Below are 22,586 nucleotides of genomic sequence, written 5' to 3'. Positions count from 1 at the left end.
TTGTCTGCTGCGCTGCGCTTATCAGGCCTACAGCACTCGCTGATACCTTCGTAGGTCGGATAAGGCGCTTGCGCCGCCATCCGGCAAACAGGCATAAAAAAACCCCGCCGAAGCAGGGTTTTGTCATTCTCAAATATACGATTAGTGACGCGCGCGAACAATCTGGTATTTGCGTGTCAGATATTCGACCGGGACGCTCCAGATGTGTACCAGACGCGAGAATGGGAACAACAGGAACAGCGTCATACCCAGCACCAGGTGCATACGGAAAATGAACGCAACACCATCCAGATATTGAGACGCTCCGCCCTGGAAGGTCACCACTGTCTGCGCCCAGTTCACCAGCTTCATCATCTCACTACCGTCCATATGCTGGGCGGAGAACGGAATGGTCAGCAGGCCCAGCGCACACTGGATCACCAGCAGTGAGAGGATCAGAATATCCGCTCCGGTGGTGGTGGCCCGCACGCGTGGGCTGAACAGACGACGTTTCAGCAGCAGTACGCCACCAATCAGACACATCAGGCCACTGGCACCGCCCGCAAACATTGCCATCTTTTGTTTCACTTCAAGCGGTAGCCAGGCTTCATACATCCAGTGCGGCGTCAACATGCCAAGGAAGTGCCCTGCAAAGATACCCAGGATCCCGATGTGAAACAGGTTTGACGCCAGATTCATCCCTTTGCGATCCAGCATCTGACTGGAAGCCGCACGCCATGTATATTGCCCATAGTCATAACGCAGCCAGCTGCCGATCAGAAAGACAGAACCCGCGATGTACGGATAGATGTCAAAGAAGAACGTATTCAGGAAGTGCATTATTGCTGTCCTCCGGTGGTGATATTCAGATACTGCGGCGCAACGGCCCCGGCAAAACGACGCTGGTGAGCGGAGATTTCCGACTCGCCACACCCCTGATCGGCGAAGAATTTCACCTGCTCTTCTTCCCAGACCGCATCCAGCGCTTGTGGAGTATCGTCACGGGCTTCATCCGCAATTTTTTCAGCCACTTTATCGCTGTCGATAACGGTATTCGCCAGTTTTAACAGCAGATCGAACAGCACCGCATAACGGCTTTCACGCTGTTGCAAACGAGCGCTGAGCAGCGCCAGAATCGGCGCAATATCCTGTAAGCCACCTAGCGCTTCGCTTTTCGGCAGTTGCGCAAGGTATTCCAGATACAGCGGCAGATGATCGGGAAGTTCGCGGCTGTCGAGCTGCAAACCGTGCTGCTCATACTGTGCCATCAGGTCAACCATAGCCTGACCGCGATCGCGGGATTCACCGTGAACATGTTCAAACAGCAGCAGCGATGTCGCGCGGCCACGGTCAAACAGTTCGCTGTAGGCGGCCTGCACATCCAGCATGTCCTGCGCGGTTAGATCGCGCAGGAAAACGCCCAGAGCCTGGGCATCCTCTTTATCCAGGTTCTCAGATGACGCGAGTGCATCGAAAAGTTCCTGCTGATGCTGCCACAAGGCAGCATCCGGGTACTCGAGCAGACGCGAAACAATGACGAGTTCAATCATTGGTGCGGCTCCGTTTTGCTGGTCACATCGACAGCGTCGATGCGGCGGCTGTTGAACAGATTGAATTTAGTATCAGAACCGTGGCAACCGTCGCCGAAGGTAAAGCCACAACCGCTTTTCTCCGGGAACGCGTCACGCGCCAGTTCACGATGGCTGCTCGGTACCACGAAACGATCTTCGTAGTTCGCGATTGCCAGGTAACGATACATTTCCTGTGCCTGTGCTTCGCTTAAGCCCACCTCTTCCAGTGCACGGGTATCAACTTTGCCGTCAACAGTTTCCGCACGTTTGTAGTGACGCATTGCCAGCATACGTTTCAGCGCCAACAGTACAGGTTGGGTGTCACCTGCGGTCAGCAGGTTCGCCAGGTACTGAACCGGAATACGCAGGCTGTCAACATCCGGCAGAATACCGTTGCTGCCCAGCTCGCCCGCATCAGCAGCTGACTGAATCGGTGACAATGGCGGCACGTACCAGACCATCGGCAGTGTGCGGTATTCCGGATGCAGCGGCAGCGCCAGCTTCCAGTCCATCGCCATTTTGTAAACCGGAGACTGCTGTGCGGCATCAATGACGCTCAGCGGAATACCATCTTTCAGCGCCTGTTCAATAACAGCCGGATCGTTCGGATCGAGGAACACGTCCAGTTGACGCTGGTACAGATCTTTCTCGTGCTCGGTGCTTGCTGCACTTTCGATCGCATCTGCGTCATACAGCAGTACGCCGAGGTAACGGATACGACCTACACAGGTTTCGGAGCAAACGGTCGGCTGACCGGCTTCGATACGCGGGTAGCAGAAGATGCACTTCTCAGATTTCCCGCTCTTCCAGTTGAAGTAGATCTTCTTGTACGGGCAGCCGGTGATACACATACGCCAGCCGCGGCACTTGTCCTGGTCGATCAGCACGATGCCATCTTCTTCACGCTTGTAGATAGCGCCGCTCGGACAGGTCGCCACACACGCCGGATTAAGGCAGTGCTCACACAGACGCGGCAGGTACATCATGAAGGTGTTTTCGAACTGACCGTACATCGCCTTCTGCATGTTTTCGAAGTTCTGGTCTTTGGCGCGTTTTTCAAACTCACCGCCCAGAATTTCTTCCCAGTTCGGACCGCTGGTGATTTTATCCATTCGCTGACCGGTGATCAGCGAGCGTGGACGAGCAATTGGCTGTGCTTTGCTGTCTGCCGGGGCGTTATGCAACGTCTGGTAGTCAAAATCAAACGGCTCGTAGTAATCATCCATGCCCGGCAGATGCGGGTTAGCAAAGATTTTACCCAACAGCAGCGCTTTGTTACCCATGCGCGGCTGCAGTTTGCCGTTGATTTTACGGATCCAACCGCCCTTCCATTTTTCCTGGTTTTCCCAGTCGTTCGGGAAGCCAACGCCAGGCTTACTTTCGACGTTGTTGAACCAGGCGTACTCCATACCTTCACGGCTGGTCCAGACGTTTTTACAGGTCACTGAACAGGTGTGGCAGCCGATGCACTTATCGAGATTCAGCACCATGCCGACTTGTGAACGAATTTTCATTTTACGCTCTCCTGTACCTGGTCATTGCCTTCGCCATCCAACCAGTTAATGTTCTTCATCTTACGTACAACTACGAACTCATCACGGTTTGAACCGACGGTACCGTAGTAGTTAAAGCCGTAGGCCAGCTGCGCATAGCCGCCGATCATATGGGTCGGTTTCGGCGTAATACGGGTCACCGAGTTGTGGATCCCACCACGCTGCTGGGTGATTTCTGAACCCGGCAGGTTAACGATACGTTCCTGCGCGTGGTACATCATGGTCATCCCGGCCGGTACACGCTGGCTGACAACTGCACGTGCCGTCAGCGCACCGTTGCTGTTGAAGACTTCGATCCAGTCGTTATCTTCGATTCCCAGATCCTTCGCATCGACTTCGCTCATCCACACAATCGGGCCACCGCGTGACAGCGTCAGCATCAGCAAGTTGTCGCTGTAAGTGGAGTGGATACCCCATTTCTGGTGCGGCGTCAGGAAGTTGAGCGCTTTTTCCGGGTTACCGTTTGATTTCTCGCCGATCACCGCTTTCACCGAACGGGTGTCGATTGGCGGACGGTAAACCAGCAGGCTTTCACCAAAGTCACGCATCCACTGATGATCCTGATACAACTGCTGGCGACCAGACAGCGTACGCCATGGGATCAGCTCGTGAACGTTGGTATAGCCGGCGTTATAAGACACGTGTTCATCTTCCAGTCCTGACCAGGTCGGGCTGGAGATAATTTTGCGCGGCTGCGCCTGAATATCGCGGAAGCGAATTTTTTCGTCTTCTTTATTCAGCGCCAGATGCGTATGGTCACGACCGGTAAATTCACTCAGCGCAGCCCAGGCTTTAACGGCTACCTGACCGTTAGTTTCCGGCGCCAGCGTCAGGATCATCTCGGCTGCATCAATTGCGGTATCCAGCATCGGCTGGCCTTTTGCCGGACCTTCAGCCTTGGTGTAATTGAGCTTACGCAGCAGATCCATTTCGCTCTGGGTATTCCAGGCAATCCCTTTACCGCCGTTACCGATTTTTTCCATCAGCGGGCCGATGGAGGTGAAACGCTCGTAGGTTGCTGGATAATCACGCTCAACGGTCATGATGTGCGGTGCGGTAACACCAGGAATCAGGTCACATTCACCTTTTTTCCAGTCCTTCACGTCCAGCGGTTGTGCCAGTTCTGCGGCAGAGTCATGCTGAATTGGCAGCGTAACGACGTCGGTTTCTTTACCGAGATGACCCACGCAAACTTCAGAGAATTTCTTGGCGATGGCTTTGTAGATTTCCCAGTCGCTCTTTGATTCCCAGGCCGGGTCAACGGCCGCAGACAGAGGATGAATAAACGGATGCATGTCCGAGGTATTCATATCGTCTTTTTCATACCAGGTTGCGGTCGGCAGCACGATGTCGGAATACAGACAGGTGCTCGACAGACGGAAGTCCAGCGTGACAACCAGATCCAGTTTGCCGTCCAGGCCGTTATCCTGCCATTCCACTTCTTCAGGCTTCACGCCGCTCTGCTGGCCGAGATCTTTGCCCTGAATACCATGTTCAGTACCCAGCAGATACTTGAGCATGTACTCGTGGCCTTTACCGGAAGAACCGAGCAGGTTAGAACGCCAGATAAACAGGTTGCGCGGATGGTTTTTACCGTTTTCCGGCTGCTCTGCCGCAAAGCGAATTGAACCTTCTTTCAGGGATTTAACGGTGTAATCCACCGGCGTCATGCCTGCTTTCTGCGCTTCTTCGGCGATACGCAGTGGGTTAGTCCCTAACTGCGGCGCAGATGGCAACCAGCCCATACGTTCAGCGCGAACGTTAAAATCAATCAAATGACCGCTGTAGCGGGATTTGTCTGCCATCGGGGAAAGCAGTTCCTGCGCAGTAACCGTCTCATAGCGCCATTGGCTGGAGTGGTTATAGAAGTAGGAAGTGCTGTTCATATGACGAGGCGGACGCTGCCAGTCAAGAGCAAACGCCAGCGGCTGCCAGCCGGTTTGCGGACGCAGTTTTTCCTGGCCGACATAGTGGGCCCAACCGCCGCCGCTCTGACCGATACAACCGCAGAACACCAGCATATTGATCAGGCCACGATAGTTCATATCGAGGTGGTACCAGTGGTTCAGGCCCGCTCCGACGATGATCATCGAACGACCGTGTGTTTTATCGGCGTTATCCGCAAATTCACGGGCAATGCGCACGATCTGAGAGCGAGATACGCCAGTGATTTTTTCTGCCCATGCCGGCGTGTACGCTTTCACGTCATCGTAGCTGGTCGCGCAGTTTTCGTCGTTCAGACCACGTTCCAGGCCATAGTTAGCCATGGTCAGGTCGTAAACGGTGGTCACCAGCGCGGTAGAGCCATCGGCCAACTGCAGGCGTTTAACCGGCAGTTTGTGCAACAGAATATTTTCCAGCTCTACTTTACTGAAGTGCTCGGTGCCTTCGCCGCCAAAGTACGGGAAGCCCACTTCAGCGATATCGTCCTGGCTACCCAGCAGGCTGAGCTGCAGTTCAGTTTCATCACCGGACGTACCGTCGCGTTGCTCAAGGTTCCATTTGCCCTTTTCGCCCCAACGGAAACCAATTGAACCGTTTGGCGCAACCATTTCGCCGTTGCTGTTGATAGCGACGGTTTTCCATTCTGGGTTATTTTCCTGGCCCAGAGAGTCGACCAGATCCGCCGCACGCAGCATACGACCAGCAGCATAGTAGCCGTCACGCTCTTCGAGCATCACCAGCATTGGCATGTCGGTATAACGACGAACATAGTCGGTGAAGTACTGGCTCGGGTTATCGAGGTGGAACTCGCGCAGCATGACATGGCCCATCGCCATTGCCATCGCCGCATCGGTTCCCTGCTTCGGTGCTAGCCACAGGTCGCAAAGTTTGGCAATTTCTGCGTAGTCCGGAGTAATCGCTACCGTTTTGGTGCCTTTATAGCGAACTTCAGTAAAGAAGTGTGCATCCGGAGTACGGGTCTGCGGTACGTTAGAGCCCCATGCAAGAATGTAGCTGGAGTTATACCAGTCGGCAGATTCCGGTACGTCGGTTTGCTCGCCCCAGGTTTGCGGGGAAGCCGGCGGCAGGTCACAGTACCAGTCGTAGAAGCTCAGGCAGGTACCGCCAATCAGCGACATATAGCGTGCGCCGGAAGCATAAGAAACCATCGACATCGCTGGGATCGGAGAGAAGCCTGCAACTCGGTCAGGGCCATAGGTTTTGATGGTGTAAACGTTAGATGCAGCAATCAGTTCATTCACTTCCTGCCAGGAAGAACGAACAAACCCACCACGACCGCGCGCTTGTTTGAAGCTTTTTGCTTTGTCGGCGTCTTCGATGATGGATGCCCATGCGTCTACCGGATCGCTGTGCAGTCTTTTTGCTTCACGCCACATCTTCATCAGACGTTTGCGCATCAGCGGGTATTTCAGACGGTTAGCGCTGTAGAGATACCAGGAATAGCTTGCACCACGTGGGCAGCCGCGAGGCTCGTGGTTAGGCATATCTGGACGCGTGCGTGGGTAGTCAGTTTGCTGGGTCTCCCAGGTCACCAGACCATTTTTCACATAGATTTTCCAGCTGCATGAGCCCGTGCAGTTTACCCCGTGGGTTGAACGCACGATTTTGTCATGCTGCCAACGCTGGCGGTATCCGTCCTCCCAGTCCCTGTTGGTATTGAGAAGCTGGCCATGCCCATCGGCAAAGGTTTCGCCCTTCTGCTTGAAGTAGCGAAACCGGTCCAGGAATTTACTCATCGGTTTTCTCCTGTAGGAGCCTGACGGCTCTCTGATAAATCGACATTGCTTGATTGAGAGCGAAGGTAACGCTCTGAAAGGGCGTGAGAATTGATAACGATCAAGGCATGCAGGGATGAAAACAGAGGGTCGATTTTCACATACCCCCTTAGTAGGATATTAATAAAACATTCAACATATTGAATTTAAATGATTTTATTAAAATCACTTATCATACAAATGTTAAATTCTTTATAAGTGGGTATTAAGGGGTATCCCCCCTGCCAGGCATATTACCAGCACCGTTTTCGCAGACTTTCGTCATGAGCTCACATATAAGTATGTTGTAACTAATTTAGAACAAAAAAAAGCGCGGTCTAACACCGCGCAATGGATAATCAACTGCTAATACTTTTTTACTTTTTAGAATGACGTCCGTATACCGCCCAGGTGATGACCACACAAGCGACATAGAAGATCAGAAAGACTTTCATCGCATCGACCGGCGAACCGGTTAACGCCAGGGAGGTACCAAATGCTTTCGGGATAAAGAAGCCGCCAATCGCACCAATGGCTGAGATAAAGCCCAACGCTGCCGCAGTGTCTGTTGCTGCTTCGCGCATTGCTTTCTCTTCTGAACCGCCTTCAGCTTTCACTCTGTCCATCGTCAGCTTGCGGAAGATAACGGAGATCATCTGGAAGGTTGAACCACTCCCCAGACCAGCCGTCAGGAACAATGCCAGGAACACCGCGAAGAAGGCGATAAAGTTGCCGCCAACGCCGTTTGATGGCAGCGTCAGGAACAGTAAGGCACTGAAAATTGCCATCAGCACGAAGTTCACCAGCGTTACACGGGTTCCGCCCAGACGGTCAGAGATTGCGCCGCCCGCTGAACGAGCCAGCGCGCCAATCAACGGTCCAAAGAAGGCGTAATGCAAGATCTGTACCTCAGGAAACTGCGTTTTTGACAACATGGCAAAACCGGCAGAGAAACCGATGAATGAACCGAAGGTTGCCAGATACAGCAGGCTCATAATCCACAGATGCCCACGTTTCAGCACCGGCAATTGCTCTTTCAGCGACGCTTTTGAGGTTGCCAGTTCATTCATACCAAACCATGCAGCCAGCGTTAACACCGCAAGGAACGGTACCCAAATCCATGCGGCGTTTGCCAGATACAGCTGTGTACCATCCGGTTGTTCAACCCCGTGGCTACCAAATGCGGCAAAGATTGACAGTGAAACCACCAGCGGCGCAACCAACTGCATCACGCTGACGCCCATGTTGCCCAGGCCACCGTTCAGACCCAGCGCACCACCCTGTTTCTGTTTTGGAAAGAAGAAACTGATGTTTGCCATGCTGGACGCAAAGTTCGCACCGGCGAAACCGCACAACAGAGAGATAATAATAAAGGTACTAAACGGCGTGGAAGTATCCTGCACCGCAAAACCTAACCATACGCAAGGAATGATCAGGATACCGGTGCTAAACGCTGTCCAGCGACGTCCACCAAACAGGGGAACCATAAAGGAGTACGGAACACGCAGCAGCGCGCCGGACACAGAAGGTAATGCCGTCAGCATGAACAGCTGTTCAGTGGTGAAATCAAATCCGACTTTCGGTAAGTTCACCGCCACGGCGCTAAATAACATCCACACGCAAAACGCCAGCAGCAAGCAAGGGACGGAAATCCACAGGTTACGGCTGGCGATTCGTTGACCACGCTGCTGCCAGAAGGCGGGATCTTCCGGCCGCCATTCGGTAATTACAGCTCCAGATGCCCTTTCCGGGGCAGATGAGTGACTCATAGACACCTCTGATACTTGTTTCGATGCCTGCAACATTAGGGTTTACAGCTGGAGGTAAGTTGATATAAATCAAAGGAAAAGGTGTCATTATTCATGCCTAAAATTTATCATTACCCTAAATGAGTACATAACTTCGGTAAAAAAGATGTGGTTTTTCACGCTTCTGTCGCCCCCTACTCCCCCTCGCCCAGGATCTCTCCCTCCACTGGCAATTAAGAGGTAGCCCGTTTGAGGTATGGGTATACTCCAGTGTATCGCCGAGAATAACGCCACTGCCTGCAGCAGAATCGTCATTCAATAAGGTTTTCTGTTCGGCGAAAACCCGAAGGAACAAGTCACCATGTTTAAACGTTGTCTCTCCCCGCTTACGCTGGTCAACCAGGTGGCGCTGATTGTTTTATTGTCCACAGCCATCGGCGTGGCGGGTATGGCTGTCTCCGGCTGGCTGGTTCAGGGCGTTCAGGGTAGCGCCCATGCAATCAACAAAGCGGGATCGCTGCGCATGCAGAGTTATCGCCTGCTGGCAGCCGTACCGCTGGACGCTAGCGATCAACCGCTTCTGGATGAAATGGAGAAAACGGCGTTTAGCCCGGAGTTGACGCGTGCCGCAAAGCGAGACGGACAACAGGCGCAGTTAAAAGCACTACAGGATTACTGGCACACTGAACTGGCGCCGGGGCTTGCGCATGCGCAAACGCCTGATGCGGTAGCGCAGGATGTGACACGCTTTGTAGGCGGTCTGGATAAGCTGGTTACCGCCTTTGACCATACCACTGAATTACGCATTGAACGCGTCGTCCTGCTGCATCGCCTGATGGCCATATTTATGGCATTGCTGTTGGTTTTCACCATTATCTGGCTGCGCGTGCGCCTGTTAGAGCCGTGGAAACAGCTGCTGGCGATGGCGCGAGCCGTCAGCCAACGTGATTTTACCCAACGCGCGCGTATCAGCGGGCGTAATGAGATGGCCGCTCTGGGCTCGGCACTGAATAATATGTCGGAAGAACTGGCCGAAAGTTACGCCGTGCTGGAACAGCGGGTACAGGAGAAAACGGCGGGTCTGGAGCACAAAAATCAGATCCTTTCTTTTCTGTGGCAAGCCAACCGCCGCCTGCACTCTCAGGTGCCGTTGTGCGAACGCCTCTCTCCGGTACTGAATGGTCTGCAAAATTTGACCTTGCTGCATGATATTGAACTCCGGGTTTACGACCTGGAAGATGAAGACAATCATCAGGAATTTACCTGTCAGTCCAATGCCAGCTGTGATGAGAAAGGTTGCCATCTTTGTCCTCGCGGAACGCTGCCCGCGATTGACGGCGGAATCACATTGAAATGGCGGCTGACCGACGCGCATACCCAGTATGGTATTCTGCTCGCCACCTTGCCGAACGGACGCCATCTCAGCCACGATCAGCAGCAACTGGTTGATACCCTGGTTGAGCAACTGACCGCAACGCTCGCGCTCGACAGACATCAGGAGCGTCAGCAGCAGTTGATCGTGATGGAAGAGCGTGCCACCATTGCACGCGAACTTCATGATTCTATTGCACAATCGCTCTCTTGTATGAAGATGCAGGTTAGCTGTTTGCAGATGCAGGGCGATGCGCTTTCAGATAACTGTCGCGAGTTGCTCAGCCAGATTCGTAACGAGCTGAATGCTTCGTGGGCACAACTGCGTGAGCTGTTAACCACCTTCCGTTTACAGCTCACAGAACCTGGATTACGGCCGGCGCTGGAAGCCAGCTGTCAGGAGTACAGCGCCCGTTTTGGATTTACGGTTAAGCTGGATTATCAGCTACCGCCACGCCTGGTCCCTTCGCATCAGGCGATTCACCTGCTACAAATTGCGCGCGAAGCCCTGAGTAATGCACTTAAACACTCTCAGGCCAATGAAGTGGTCGTGACGGTGGTGCAAAATGGCAAGCAGGTCAAACTAACAGTGCAAGATAACGGCTGCGGCGTACCGGAAAACGCCGAACGCAGTAACCACTACGGCATGATTATAATGCGCGACCGTGCGCAGAGCTTGCGCGGCGATTGCCGCGTACGCCGTCGCGAGACGGGCGGTACTGAAGTTGCTGTCACTTTTATTCCCGAAACAAACTTCACAGAAGTCCAAGGAGATACCCATGAGTAATCTGGAACCGGCAACCATCCTGTTGATCGACGATCATCCGATGCTGCGAACCGGTGTAAAACAGCTTGTCAGCATGGCGCCCGATATTACCGTTGTCGGCGAAGCCAGCAATGGTGAGCAGGGTATCGAGCTGGCTGAATCCCTTGATCCCGATCTGATCCTGCTTGATCTCAACATGCCCGGCATGAACGGCCTGGAAACTCTCGATAAGCTGCGTGAAAAGTCACTGTCGGGCCGTATCGTTGTGTTTAGCGTATCCAATCATGAAGAAGACGTAGTTACCGCACTGAAACGCGGCGCTGACGGTTATCTGCTGAAAGATATGGAGCCTGAAGATTTACTCAAAGCCTTACAGCAGTCAGCGGCCGGTGAAATGGTGCTGAGTGAAGCCTTAACACCGGTTCTGGCCGCCAGCCTGCGTGCTAATCGTGCAACGTCGGACCGTGATGTCACCCAACTGACACCGCGTGAGCGCGACATTCTCAAGCTCATTGCCCAGGGGCTGCCGAACAAGATGATCGCCCGTCGTCTGGACATCACTGAAAGTACGGTAAAAGTCCATGTGAAGCATATGTTGAAGAAAATGAAGCTCAAATCACGCGTCGAAGCCGCGGTATGGGTACATCAGGAACGCATTTTCTGATAACGCGTTGATGCTTCATTGCTAACGAGGATCATTTTCCGAAACGGTAATAAACGGTTCGGTCAGTGATAGCGTGATCTCATTGGAAGAGACACGCTGACCCTGCTCATCTTCTACCACCACAGACAACCGCCAGCGGTTTGTCGCGCCTTCGCTGCTGTCCCACTTCGGCATAATAATCGTCCAACCTTGCACGCTTCGGTTATCGCTACCCGCCGTTAAACTCAACGCCTGGGTATCACCCTGCCAGGTTAAATGGCGGATCCCATGCAAACTACGCACCTGCAGCTTCAGCGCCACCGACTCACCAGACTTGAGATCCCAGGGCGGCGTGGCCAAAAATACCGACAATGTTTTACGCTGACGATATTCCAGCGTCGGCAGATTGTTACGCTGCGGATCGTCATAACGACTGCCGCGCAGCGATCGGCTGTTTGCCACCTCGCTGACCATCAGTTGTTTTTTTAGCGGTACGCCAAATCGGTAATTCAGCGTTAAGCCGAGGTTATTCTGGCTGATTCCGCTTTCGCCCTGCTTATGTTGTGCCGTCACGGTAATCAACGGCACCGGCGTATAGCTCAATCCCAGATTCACCGCCACAGGATTGTGGTACCCGGTTCCGGAATGAAACAGATCCACCCGGTCGCCAAAATACTGTTCCACGCTGACGCTGGTATTGAGGTGTTGATAGAACGGCATGCGCATTTGCGCAGTCAGGTCGTAGCCGCGGGCCATCCGTTGTTCCTGGGTTGCGGAACGCTCCTGCCAAGAGGACAACGGTTGGTAATAGTTAGCGGATAAGCGCAAGTATTCGCCCCACGCCTCGGCGCCAAGGCCTCCCCGGGGCAGATTTTCATCCAACAGGTTGTCATAAAAGGTGTTGTAACCCAGAAACCAGCCGTCGCGTACCCAGCGCTGCCCAATCCCCGCATTGCTGACTAAACCTTCGTCCTGTTGCGTCAGCCCCAACTGGCTCCAGGTAAGATAACGTGGATTGTCCTGCCATGGGATAAACCAGCTTCCCCGACTTCCGGTAAAGCTGCCTTCGTTATCCACCTGCAATCCAACGCTGGCGTTTCCCCAGGGAGAGAGCCAGGATTCCAGTTGCTGATTAACCTGTTCGCTGACCGTGTCACGCACCTGACCAAATGCGAACTGCTTCGCCTGTTCACCCGTATCAAGCCCGTTATCGGTCATGCTGGCTTCACCAAACGCTTTGACCATTTCAGCAAAGTGCTTTTCGCCTGCCCGCGACTCCGGCGCCAGACCGAGATCGGGTAAACCATCACTATTGTTATCGAAAGGGTTTTCGGCCTGGTAAATAAAAGATGTCCGTGCGCTGGCAATACCGCCTGCCAGCGGCAAGAGTAGGAGAAGAGAAAATCTGCAGCAAACAAAACGGCTCAAATCGTTACTGGCTTTTATATCATTGAATTTGGGGACCACAGCGTAAATCCTACCTGTCCGACGTCCCCTTTGCAGCTTTTTCTCAAATTTTCAGGAATATCCTTAATCATTGAGTGTGATTTTTTGTGCCAGTAATGTCTTCAGTTCCGGAATACACGAGCCGCAATTACTCCCGCAACGTAACGCTTTTCCCAATGCCTGAACCGTATCACAACCGTTAGCGATAGCCTGGGTAATGGCCTTTTCTCCTACGCTGTAACAACTACAAATAGTCGCGTCCTTATCAGCCGTAATACCACCGGGTTTCCCGCCCAACAGGGCATGACGAGTCTGAGCGTTTTCCGGCGTTTGCATGAATGCGCAGAGGATCGCCGCATCATCAATCTGCGGCAGCGTTGCCGCTGACCAGAGCCCAAGCACCAGCTTTCCTTCATGCCAGGCCAACAGATTCAGTCCCTGCTCCCATTTCGCCTGCTGAAGTTGCCAGCCTTGCGTCACACAATATTGTTGCAGCCACGCAGAAATATCGCTGTCGCCCGCCAGCGTATAACGCACGGCATTGTCAGCACTTTTGCGCCACCAGTGAACGAACCCCGGTAACGTCAGCACGGAGCGACAAAACAGCTCTCCCTGCCACCGGGGCTGCCATGCCATAATGCGCACCGCTGTCTGTTTGCTTTCCGGCTGTCCAGAGTCAGGGTCACAAATCGGCGCCACCAATGCATTTACCCGTCCTTGACGGGCAAAATGATTATTCCAATGCATTGAAGTGAAGACGTTCCCTGGCCGCTGCCCACGGTGAATGGTCACCCTACCAACCATTACGCCGCGCGGGGAGTTAACCCGGCATAGCGCACCTTCATTCAGCTTTAAGCGATAGGCATCCTCTGGTGCAATTTCTACCAGCGGTTCATTGATGTGCTGCATCAGGCGTGAAATCGTCCCCGTCCGCGTCATAGTGTGCCACTGATCGCGAATGCGACCACTGTTTAGCACCAATGGATAGAGGGCATCACAGGCAGTTTTCATCCCCTGTGGCGTAACAGATACCAGGCGTAAACGTTGGTTACCACGCCACCCCTGCCAAAAATTTAGCGTTGATGAGCCGGTACTCACTGGCCAGCGAACCGGCGTCATCTCATCCCACTGTTGATGCGTCAGCTCCGCTAACGCGCCAATATCAAATGCACGTTCCCCCCTGTTTTCATAACCGGAAAGCGCCGCATGTTCACAAAATACCTCCCATGCGCTTTGCCAGCCAAACGCATGGGCAAAACCCAACTGTTTCGCTATTTGCGCGACGATCCACCAGTCCGCCCTCGTCTCACCCGGCGCTGGTAAAAATGCGCGCTGGCGCGAGATCCGTCGTTCTGAGTTCGTCACCGTACCGTTTTTTTCGCCCCAGGCCTGAGCCGGAAACCGAATATGCGCGTAGCGGCTGGTGTCCGTGTCTGCCACGACTTCAGAGACAATCACCAGTGGACAGGCTGCCAACGCCTGACACACGGCATGGCTGTCCGGTAATGACACCGCCGGGTTTGTCCCCATGATCCATACCGCTTTAACGTCGCCTTTACCGATCGCCTCAAACAAATCCACGGCCATCAAACCAGGCGTCTGCGCCAACCTTTCAGTGCCCCAGAAGCGGGACAGGCGGGCAAGATCCTGGGGTTCAAAATTCATATGCGCCGCCAGCTGCGTCGCCAACCCGCCAACTTCCCGGCCGCCCATCGCATTGGGTTGCCCGGTCAGCGAAAATGGGCCGCACCCCTGTCGACCAAACTTACCGCTGGCCAAATGCACGTTAATAATCGCATTACACTTATCGCTACCGCTGGCAGACTGGTTAATGCCCATGGTGTATAGCGTGATGGCTGTTGGCGCGCGCATAAACCAGTCATAGAAGGTGACAATATCGGCAACATCCAGCCCGCAAAACTGCGCCACACGCGCGAGGCTCCAGTCGCGCGCAATAGCAAACGTTTCTGCAGCGTCATCAAATTCACTTTGCGCATTACCCTCAGCCACAATCCTGTTCAGTAAACCAACAAACAGCCCAGCATCGCTACCGGGCAGCAGGGAAAGATGCAGATCGGCGATATCACAGGTTGCGGTGCAGCGAGGATCGATAACCACGACTTTCATCGACGGATTAGCATTACGCGCCTGCACCAGACGCTGATACAGCACCGGATGCGTCCATGCTGCATTCGATCCCACCAATACCACCAAATCACTGCATTCAATGTCCTCATAACTGCAGGGCACGACATCCGCTCCTAGCGCCCGCTTGTATCCGGTCACCGCAGACGACATACAAAGCCGCGAATTGGTATCAATATTGGCCGCGCCAATGAAGCCTTTCATCAGCTTATTCGCCGCATAGTAATCCTCCGTCAGCAGTTGCCCGGAGGCATAAAAGGCTACGGCATGCGGGCCATGCTGAGCGATGATAGCGCGCAGACGTTCACCGGCGGTGTCCAGCGCCTGCGACCAACTCGCCGTTTCGCCATCCACCATCGGTTGCAACAACCTGCCGCTAAGTCCTGTGGTTTCAGCCAGCGCCGCGCCTTTGACGCATAAGCGGCCAAAGTTTGCCGGATGTTCGGGGTCACCTCTGACGGTGACGCCATTATTGTCTACCTGCGCAATCACGCCGCAGCCAACTCCACAGTACGGGCACGTTGTACGAGTCTCACTCATGATGCCTCCGCCCGCAGGATCAGCGCCTGAGTTCCCACCCACACTTTGCCCGCCTCCACTTTCACCGGCCAGGCGCGTACCGCCTGTTCTCCGCTGTCATACTGGCGGCCATCGCGCAGACGAATACGTTGTTTATACAGCGGCGAGATAACAATCGGCTCACCCTGCACATCCCCCAGAATACCGCGCGATAACACCTGCGCAGCGCTACCGGGTTCAAGGTTATCAAGGGCATAAATCGTCTGCCCAAAGCGGAATAATGCAATTTGCACATCTCCCAGACGTGCGCCAATACCCGCCTGCTCAGGGATTGCATCAAGGGTGCATATCTCCTGCCAGGGTTTTGTCGGTAATGACTCACGGCCCCTGGATGCAGGTTTAGCCAACTGCGGTTGCCCGCGTAAAGGCGCGCGGGCAACCGTCTCATCCGCCTCATCACTATTGATATATGAACGAAACAGCGCCAGACGCTGCGGGCTACTGAGCGTGGTTTGCCATTCGCACTGGTAGCTTTCCACAACCCGCGCCATCTCTTGTTCCAGTTCACTGGCAATCCCTAAACTGTCGTCGAGGATCACTTCACGCAAATACGCAATGCCCCCTTCCAGATTATCCATCCAGGTGCTGGTACGTTGCAGACGATCCGCGGTGCGAATGTAGAACATCAGGAAACGGTCGATAGTGCGCATCAGCGCGGTATCATCTAAATCACTGGCAAACAAATCGGCATGGCGTGGTTTCATTCCTCCATTGCCGCACAGATAGAGATTCCAGCCTTTATCCGTCGCAATGACGCCCACATCCTTGCTCTGTGCCTCGGCGCACTCCCGGGTACAACCGGACACCGCCATTTTAATTTTGTGTGGTGCACGCAACCCTTTGTAGCGATTTTCAAGCATCACCGCCATTGCCGTTGAATCCTGTACGCCGTAGCGACACCAGGTCGAGCCAACGCAAGACTTCACCGTTCGCAACGACTTCCCGTACGCATGCCCTGTTTCAAACCCCGCAGCCACCAGTTCGCGCCAGATATCAGGTAACTGTTCCAGACGCGCGCCGAAAAGATCCACCCGTTGCCCGCCGGTGATTTTGCTGTACAGCTGATAACGTTTCGCAATCTGTCCTATGGCGATCAGGCCGTCCGGTGTGACCTCTCCCGCAGGCATACGCGGGACCACAGAATAGGAACCGTCTTTTTGAATATTGGCAAAATAGCGATCGTTCGTGTCCTGCAGCGGTAAGTGCGCAGGTTTAAGCAGATACTCATTCCAGCAGGACGCCAGCACTGACCCCACCAGAGGTTTACAGATTTCGCAGCCGTGACCATGGCCGTAACGGCTAATCAACTGTTCGAAAGTATGGATATGGTTCACCCGTACAAGGTGATAAATCTCCTGGCGCGACCAGGGAAAATGTTCACAGATATCCTTTTTGACCTCAACGCCCTGGGCCGCAAGTTGGTGCTCCATTACTTGTTGCACCAGCGCGCTGCATCCGCCACAACCGGTCGCTGCTTTAGTGCACTGTTTGATGGCGCCAATGTCCGTCGCACCAGCACTTACCGCCCGGCATATATCGGCCTTACTGACGTTATGACAAGAGCAGATTTGCGCAGTATCGGGCAATGCCGCAACCCCAAGCGCTTTTGGCGCCCCGCCCGCCAGCGCGGACAGGATTAGCGATTCCGGCTGACCAGGAAGCGGCATCCCATTCAACATCATTTGCAATAGCGTGGCGTAATCGCCAGCATCGCCAACCAGCACTCCGCCCAACAGCGTTTTGCCCTCTGCGCTGACGACGATCTTTTTGTAGATCTGCTCAGGACCATGCGTCCATTGATAGCTTTTCGCGCCCGGCGTACGGGCATGCGCATCGCCAAAAGAAGCAACATCAACGCCCAGCAGCTTGAGCTTGGTGCTCATATCCGCCCCGCTAAAGCTGACATCTTCTCCGGCCAGCTGTGCGGCGACTACCCGCGCCATTTGATATCCCGGCGCGACAAGGCCAAAGACTCGCCCTTCCCACAACGCACATTCGCCGATTGCAAAAATGGCGTCATCTGACGTGCGACAGTGGCTATCGATACAAATCCCACCGCGTTCGCCAATATCTAAACCGCTGTGACGCGCCAGCGCATCCTGCGGACGAATACCCGCAGAAAAAACCACCATTTCGGTTTCCAGCTTTTCGCCGTCGGCAAAGTGCAGTACCAGTCCGTCAGTGGTACTTTCAATTTCCGTGGTTGATTTTGCGGTGTGGACGCCAACGCCAAGCGCCTCTATCTTTTCTCGTAACATCGCGGCACCGGCGTTATCCAGCTGCACCGCCATCAGATTAGCGGCAAACTCAACAACATGCGTTTCCAGCCCAAGCTGACGCAGCGCGTTCGCAGCCTCCAGACCAAGCAGGCCACCGCCGATCACCACCCCGCGGCGCGCACTTTTCGCTTTCGCTGCAATGGCATCTAAATCGTCCAACGTACGATAAACAAAGCAGGCGGGTGAGTCCCCACCTTTCACAGGGGGGACAAATGGATACGATCCGGTGGCAAGTACAAGCGAATCCCAGTGGGTTTCATGTCCGTCGGCGTTGCGGATGACGTGCATCTCACGATCGATCTCGGTCACGCATTGCCCCAAACGTAGCTCTATGCCATTACGGGCAAAGAAATCATCAGCGACAAGCGAAAGTGATTGCGCGCTGCGCCCGGCGAAATACTCTGACAGATGCACCCGGTCATAGGCGGCATAACGTTCTTCGCCAAACACCACAATGTGATAATGCAAATGCAGATTACGGCTAACGCATTGCTCAAGAAAATGGTGGCCAACCATACCGTGTCCCACAACAGCCAGTGTCGGTTTTGTCATCGTCATCTGTCCTGCAGCCGATGGCTGCGTATCAAAGCGGTCGAAGAGCCAGTCGGAGTGTGCTGTCGCCCCCTGGGCCAGCAAATCGGTTAATGGCGCTGCGCTATGGCAATCGCCCATCAGCAGCACACCATGGAGTTTTCCATCACGCGTCAGCAAGCGGCGATAGTGCCCGCTGAGCGGATCGTATGTGCTCAGGGTGGCATCCGTCGCCGTCGTGTCCGTTACGCCTGCACTAAACAGATCAATTCCCGTCACCTTGAGGCGCGTTCCACTCGCCTGCCAACCAAATCCGGCACCGATAAAACCCGCTAGTCGCGCAGCCAACACCTCAGCCTGTTTCAGGCACGGCGCAACCAGTCCCCACGTCTGGCCGTTAATCTCGCAGCATTCCCCGACGGCGCTAATGCCGGGCATTGAGGTGCGAAGCTGTTCATCCACCACAATCCCCTGCTGACAAACAGCACCGCACTCCTGCGCCAGGGAGATATTGGGTTTAACCCCCGTGGCAATCACCACGCCATCCGCCGCAATACGCTGGCCATCCAGCAACGTTACGCAGTCGGCTTCGATACTGACGAGCCCAGAACTAAGCTCGCAGCGAATACCACGTCCTGTTAGTTGCGCCTGCAGCAGATCGCTGGCCTGTTGATCAAGCTGTTGTTCCATCAACCTTCCCGCGCGATGAATCAACGTGACATCGTCACCGTGAAGACGTAAGGCTGCCGCGGCCTCCACGCCGAGAACGCCACCACCCAGCACCACCTTTGGCCCAGACTGCTGGAGAATCGCCTCGACATCCTGCATCGTGCGAAAAGCATGAACATGCGGTTGTTGGACGCCTGGAATGGGCGGAATAAACGGATACGATCCGGTGGAAAATACCAGTTCATCCCAGAACAAAAGCCGTTTTGTGGTGGTCAGGCTGCGGCTGGTGGCATCAACGGCCAACACAGCTTCATCGCTCAGAACCGTCACGCCGTGATCGAGATACCACTGCGCCGGATGAAGCAAAGTTTGCGCAAAGGGCTTTTCTCCCCCCAGCACCGGTGAAAGTTGGATCCGGTTGTAGGCAAGCTGCGGCTCTTCACCAATAACGGTGACGGAAATGCCGCCGTTTTTGTACATAACAAGCGCCTCAATCAGACGAGTTGCCGCCATGCCATGACCCACAATGACCAGTCGCGTCATCTTCCCCTCCTTACGCCGCCTTCGGCTGTTTCTCATACAGAAAATGGAGAATGCGTTGTCGCAGGTGGTGGTATCGGCTGTCATCGGCAAGCTGGACCCGATTGCGCGGGCGCGGTAAATCAACCGTCAAGATCTCGCCCACCGTCGCCGCTGGCCCGTTGGTCATCATCAGAACCCGGTCGGAAAGTAGCACCGCTTCATCAACGTCGTGAGTGATCAGCACAATGGTGGTATTCAGTGACTGCTGGATGTGCATCACCGTATCCTGCAAATGTGCCCTGGTGAGCGCATCCAGTGCGCCAAACGGTTCATCCATAAGCAGGACTTTGGGTTTCATCGCCAGTGCCCGGGCAATACCCACGCGTTGCTTCATCCCACCAGAGACTTCACCGGGGTGTTTGTGCATCGCGTGCCCCATCTGGACGCGGTGCAGGTTGTATTCGATCCACTCACGTCGCTCGGCTTTACTCATGGTGTGGCGAAATACCTGATCGACGGCCAGGGCTACGTTGTCGAAACAGGTCAGCCACGGCAGCAGCGAATGATTTTGGAAAACGACCGCCCGCTCAGGCCCCGGCCCGGCGATTTCGCGGTGATCGCAAATCAGGCCACCTTCAGTTGGTAACGTAATGCCGGCAATCAGATTCAAAAGCGTCGACTTTCCGCAACCGGAGTGACCAATCAAACTCACTGTCTCCCCTTCATGGATATCAAAAGAGACATTATGTAGCGCGAGGAACTCACCGCTGGCGGTCGAAAAACGTTGGCTGACCGCCTGGACCTGAATAATGGGTTTCATGTTGTCTCCTTATTTTTCCTGCCAGCTATAACGACGTGCCACCAGCATTAGCCCCTGCTCAAGCAGCAGACCTACAACGCCGATGATGACGATAGCGATGAGAATGTTTTCGACGTTAAGGTTGTTCCACTCATTCCAGATCCAAAAACCAATCCCTAACCCGCCGGTGAGCATTTCTGCTGCCACTATCACCAACCAGGCGATACCAATCGACAGGCGTACGCCAGTGAGGATCGCCGGAAGCACGGCGGGGAAAAGTATCCGCCGCATCACCGTCCACTCAGAGAGTTGCAATACGCGAGCTACGTTGAGGTAATCGTCAGGGATTCTCCGCACCCCTTCGGCGGTGTTGATCACCATCGGCCATATAGAGCAGATAAAGATGGTCCAGCTCGATGCGGGTTCCGCTTTTTGAAACAACAGCAGTCCAATCGGCAGCCAGGCCAGCGGACTGACCGGGCGCAACAGCGCAATCAGCGGCGAAAACATGTGCGAAAAGAAGGTGAAACGCCCAATCAGAAAGCCCAGCGGAATCCCCACCAGCGCCGCTAATCCGAAACCGATCGCGACCCGTTGCAACGACGCCAGCACGTTCCAGCCGATCCCCATATCATTCGGCCCGCCGTTATAGAACGGAGCGGCAAACAGCGTCAGGGCTGAATCCAGAGTGCTCAGCGGCGTAGGAAATCCTTTGCTGTTGATGGCGGCAAGTTGCCAGCACACCACCAGCAAGGCAATCCCCAGCAGAGCGGGTACGGCGCGTCTTAGCCATGTACTAAGCCACATTGACCATGGCATTTTGCGCTTTCTGACCTTCATCGTTGATAGCGTGATGACCTCACCGACTACCGGCTCAGGGGATTTAAGCTGCGTATTTTGTTTCATCTCAGGCTCCTGTACGGTGGAGGGTAAAACTGTTGGCATAGGCTTCTGGATTGCGGCCATCCCATACGGAACCGTCCATCAGCGTACTGGTTCGTAGCAATTTCGCAGGAGGTGTTATCCCACCAACCGCCGCTGCCGCATCGCGCCAGATGTCGGTCCGGTTGATGCGCGCGGCAATGGCTGCATAATCCGGTTGCTGCTTCAACAATCCCCAACGGCAGAACTGGGTCAGAAACCACATGCCATCGGAATGCCAGGGGAAACTCACCTCGCCGTCGCGAAAAAAGCGGATGGCATGCGGATCCTGCCAGCGACGACCGGCACCGTTGTCGTACTCGCCCAGCATTCTCGCCGTCAGATAGCTTTCTTTGGTATTGAGCCAGGCCCGGCGCGCCAGAATTTGTGCTGTTTCGCGTTTATTGGCTTCACTGGCGTCTATCCAGCGCGATGCCTCAAGCAGCGCGCTAACCAGTGCCCGGGCAGTATGTGGATATTTTTCTACCCACTCCCGGCGCGTACCGAGTACTTTTTCCGGATGGTCGGGCCAGATATCCTGGGACGTCGCCGCGGTAAAACCAATGCGGTCGTTGATCGCCCGCGCATTCCACGGCTCGCCGACGCAGAAGCCACTCATATTGCCAATGCGCATGTTCATCACCATTTGCGGAGGCGGTACCACAACGGTGCGAACATCGGTGAAAGGATTGATGTCAGCGCTGGCCAGCCAGTAATAGAGCCACATGGCATGTGTGCCTGTGGGAAAGGTGTGCGCGAAGGTATAGGTTCCGGGCGCCTGCGAGACGATCCGTTTCTTCAGCGCAGACGCATCGGTAATGCCCTGCTCCAGCAGCGTTGCGGAGAGCGTGATCGCTTGACCGTTCTGATTGAGCGTCATCAGATTGGCCATGGGCTGCGCTTTACTGGCAATACCCAGTTCCAGGCCATACAACAGGCCGTACAGAACATGAGCCGCATCCAGCTCTCCAGAGACCAGTTTGTCACGCACTGCGGCCCAACTGGCCTCTTTGGTCGGCACCAGCGTAATGCCGTATTTTTTATCAAAACCTTTCAACGTGGCGATAACCAGCGGCGCGCAGTCGGTTAGCGGAATAAAACCGACCCGAACGGTAGTCATCTCCGGCGCATCAGACCCTGCCGCCCAGACCGAAGACATCAGTCCTGGAATCAGCGAGCTGGCCCCCATCACGGCACTTGCCTGTAAAAACCGCCGCCGCGTTAACGAAACTGTTCTGTCACCCATACATGCTCCCCATAAAAAAAGGCGTCCAACAATGCCTAAGCATTGCGGGACGCCTTTATCCTCAAAACAGTCAGACCGCCGTTGGCCTGCTGCTAAATT

General features: G+C 54.5%; 13 protein-coding genes. 2 read left to right on the top strand and 11 right to left on the bottom strand.

The window, feature by feature from the left end:
• Positions 1-141: 141 nt before the first annotated feature.
• From narI to IB222_RS10610, 5 genes are all read right to left on the bottom strand, one after another.
• Positions 142-819, bottom strand: coding sequence for a respiratory nitrate reductase subunit gamma (narI, locus tag IB222_RS10630; protein ID WP_003833386.1), 678 nt, complete (start codon positions 817-819; stop codon positions 142-144).
• On the bottom strand, positions 819-1,529 hold the full coding sequence (gene narJ / locus IB222_RS10625; RefSeq protein ID WP_063940832.1) for a nitrate reductase molybdenum cofactor assembly chaperone: 711 nt from the start codon (positions 1,527-1,529) through the stop codon (positions 819-821). The genes narI and narJ overlap by 1 nt, the downstream gene beginning before the upstream one ends.
• The gene (gene narH / locus IB222_RS10620) at positions 1,526-3,064 is read right to left on the bottom strand and encodes a nitrate reductase subunit beta (RefSeq protein ID WP_003833388.1); all 1,539 of its coding nucleotides are present in this window, start codon (positions 3,062-3,064) and stop codon (positions 1,526-1,528) included. Before narH ends, narJ begins: the two co-directional genes overlap by 4 nt.
• Positions 3,061-6,804, bottom strand: a complete 3,744-nt coding sequence (locus IB222_RS10615) for a nitrate reductase subunit alpha (RefSeq protein ID WP_063940833.1) — start codon at positions 6,802-6,804, stop codon at positions 3,061-3,063. Before IB222_RS10615 ends, narH begins: the two co-directional genes overlap by 4 nt.
• Positions 6,805-7,199: 395 nt before the next feature.
• Positions 7,200-8,591 (bottom strand): NarK family nitrate/nitrite MFS transporter, encoded by a 1,392-nt coding sequence (locus tag IB222_RS10610; RefSeq protein ID WP_003833390.1) that lies wholly within the window; start codon positions 8,589-8,591, stop codon positions 7,200-7,202.
• 340 nt (positions 8,592-8,931) lie between these two features.
• Between IB222_RS10610 and narX the strand changes: the two genes are divergently transcribed.
• Positions 8,932-10,728 carry a nitrate/nitrite two-component system sensor histidine kinase NarX gene (narX, locus tag IB222_RS10605; protein WP_003833391.1) on the top strand — a complete coding sequence of 599 codons (1,797 nt, stop codon included), beginning with the start codon at positions 8,932-8,934 and terminating at the stop codon, positions 10,726-10,728.
• On the top strand, positions 10,721-11,371 hold the full coding sequence (narL, locus tag IB222_RS10600; protein ID WP_003833392.1) for a two-component system response regulator NarL: 651 nt from the start codon (positions 10,721-10,723) through the stop codon (positions 11,369-11,371). Before narX ends, narL begins: the two co-directional genes overlap by 8 nt.
• Positions 11,372-11,392: 21 nt before the next feature.
• Here narL and IB222_RS10595 read toward each other — a convergent pair whose 3' ends face one another.
• From IB222_RS10595 to IB222_RS10570, 6 genes are all read right to left on the bottom strand, one after another.
• Complete coding sequence (locus tag IB222_RS10595; RefSeq protein ID WP_122973954.1) at positions 11,393-12,796, bottom strand: YchO/YchP family invasin; 1,404 nt, start codon at positions 12,794-12,796, stop codon at positions 11,393-11,395.
• A gap of 84 nt (positions 12,797-12,880) precedes the next feature.
• Positions 12,881-15,481 (bottom strand): nitrate reductase, encoded by a 2,601-nt coding sequence (locus IB222_RS10590; protein WP_149384845.1) that lies wholly within the window; start codon positions 15,479-15,481, stop codon positions 12,881-12,883.
• Positions 15,478-19,542, bottom strand: a complete 4,065-nt coding sequence (gene nirB, locus IB222_RS10585) for a nitrite reductase large subunit NirB (protein WP_148361899.1) — start codon at positions 19,540-19,542, stop codon at positions 15,478-15,480. Before nirB ends, IB222_RS10590 begins: the two co-directional genes overlap by 4 nt.
• Before the next feature lie 10 nt (positions 19,543-19,552).
• Positions 19,553-20,341 (bottom strand): ABC transporter ATP-binding protein, encoded by a 789-nt coding sequence (locus IB222_RS10580; RefSeq protein ID WP_148361898.1) that lies wholly within the window; start codon positions 20,339-20,341, stop codon positions 19,553-19,555.
• Between the two features lie 9 nt (positions 20,342-20,350).
• Positions 20,351-21,226, bottom strand: a complete 876-nt coding sequence (ntrB, locus tag IB222_RS10575; RefSeq protein ID WP_149384844.1) for a nitrate ABC transporter permease — start codon at positions 21,224-21,226, stop codon at positions 20,351-20,353.
• Position 21,227: 1 nt separating this feature from the next.
• Positions 21,228-22,487, bottom strand: coding sequence for a CmpA/NrtA family ABC transporter substrate-binding protein (locus IB222_RS10570; protein WP_003833398.1), 1,260 nt, complete (start codon positions 22,485-22,487; stop codon positions 21,228-21,230).
• Positions 22,488-22,586 lie beyond the last annotated feature (99 nt).

Origin of the sequence: Citrobacter sp. C13 (assembly GCF_014596815.2) — a bacterium.
GTDB lineage: Bacteria > Pseudomonadota > Gammaproteobacteria > Enterobacterales > Enterobacteriaceae > Citrobacter > Citrobacter portucalensis.
Note: the sequence above shows the minus strand (reverse complement) of the source record. Positions and strands in the feature narration are given on the sequence as shown.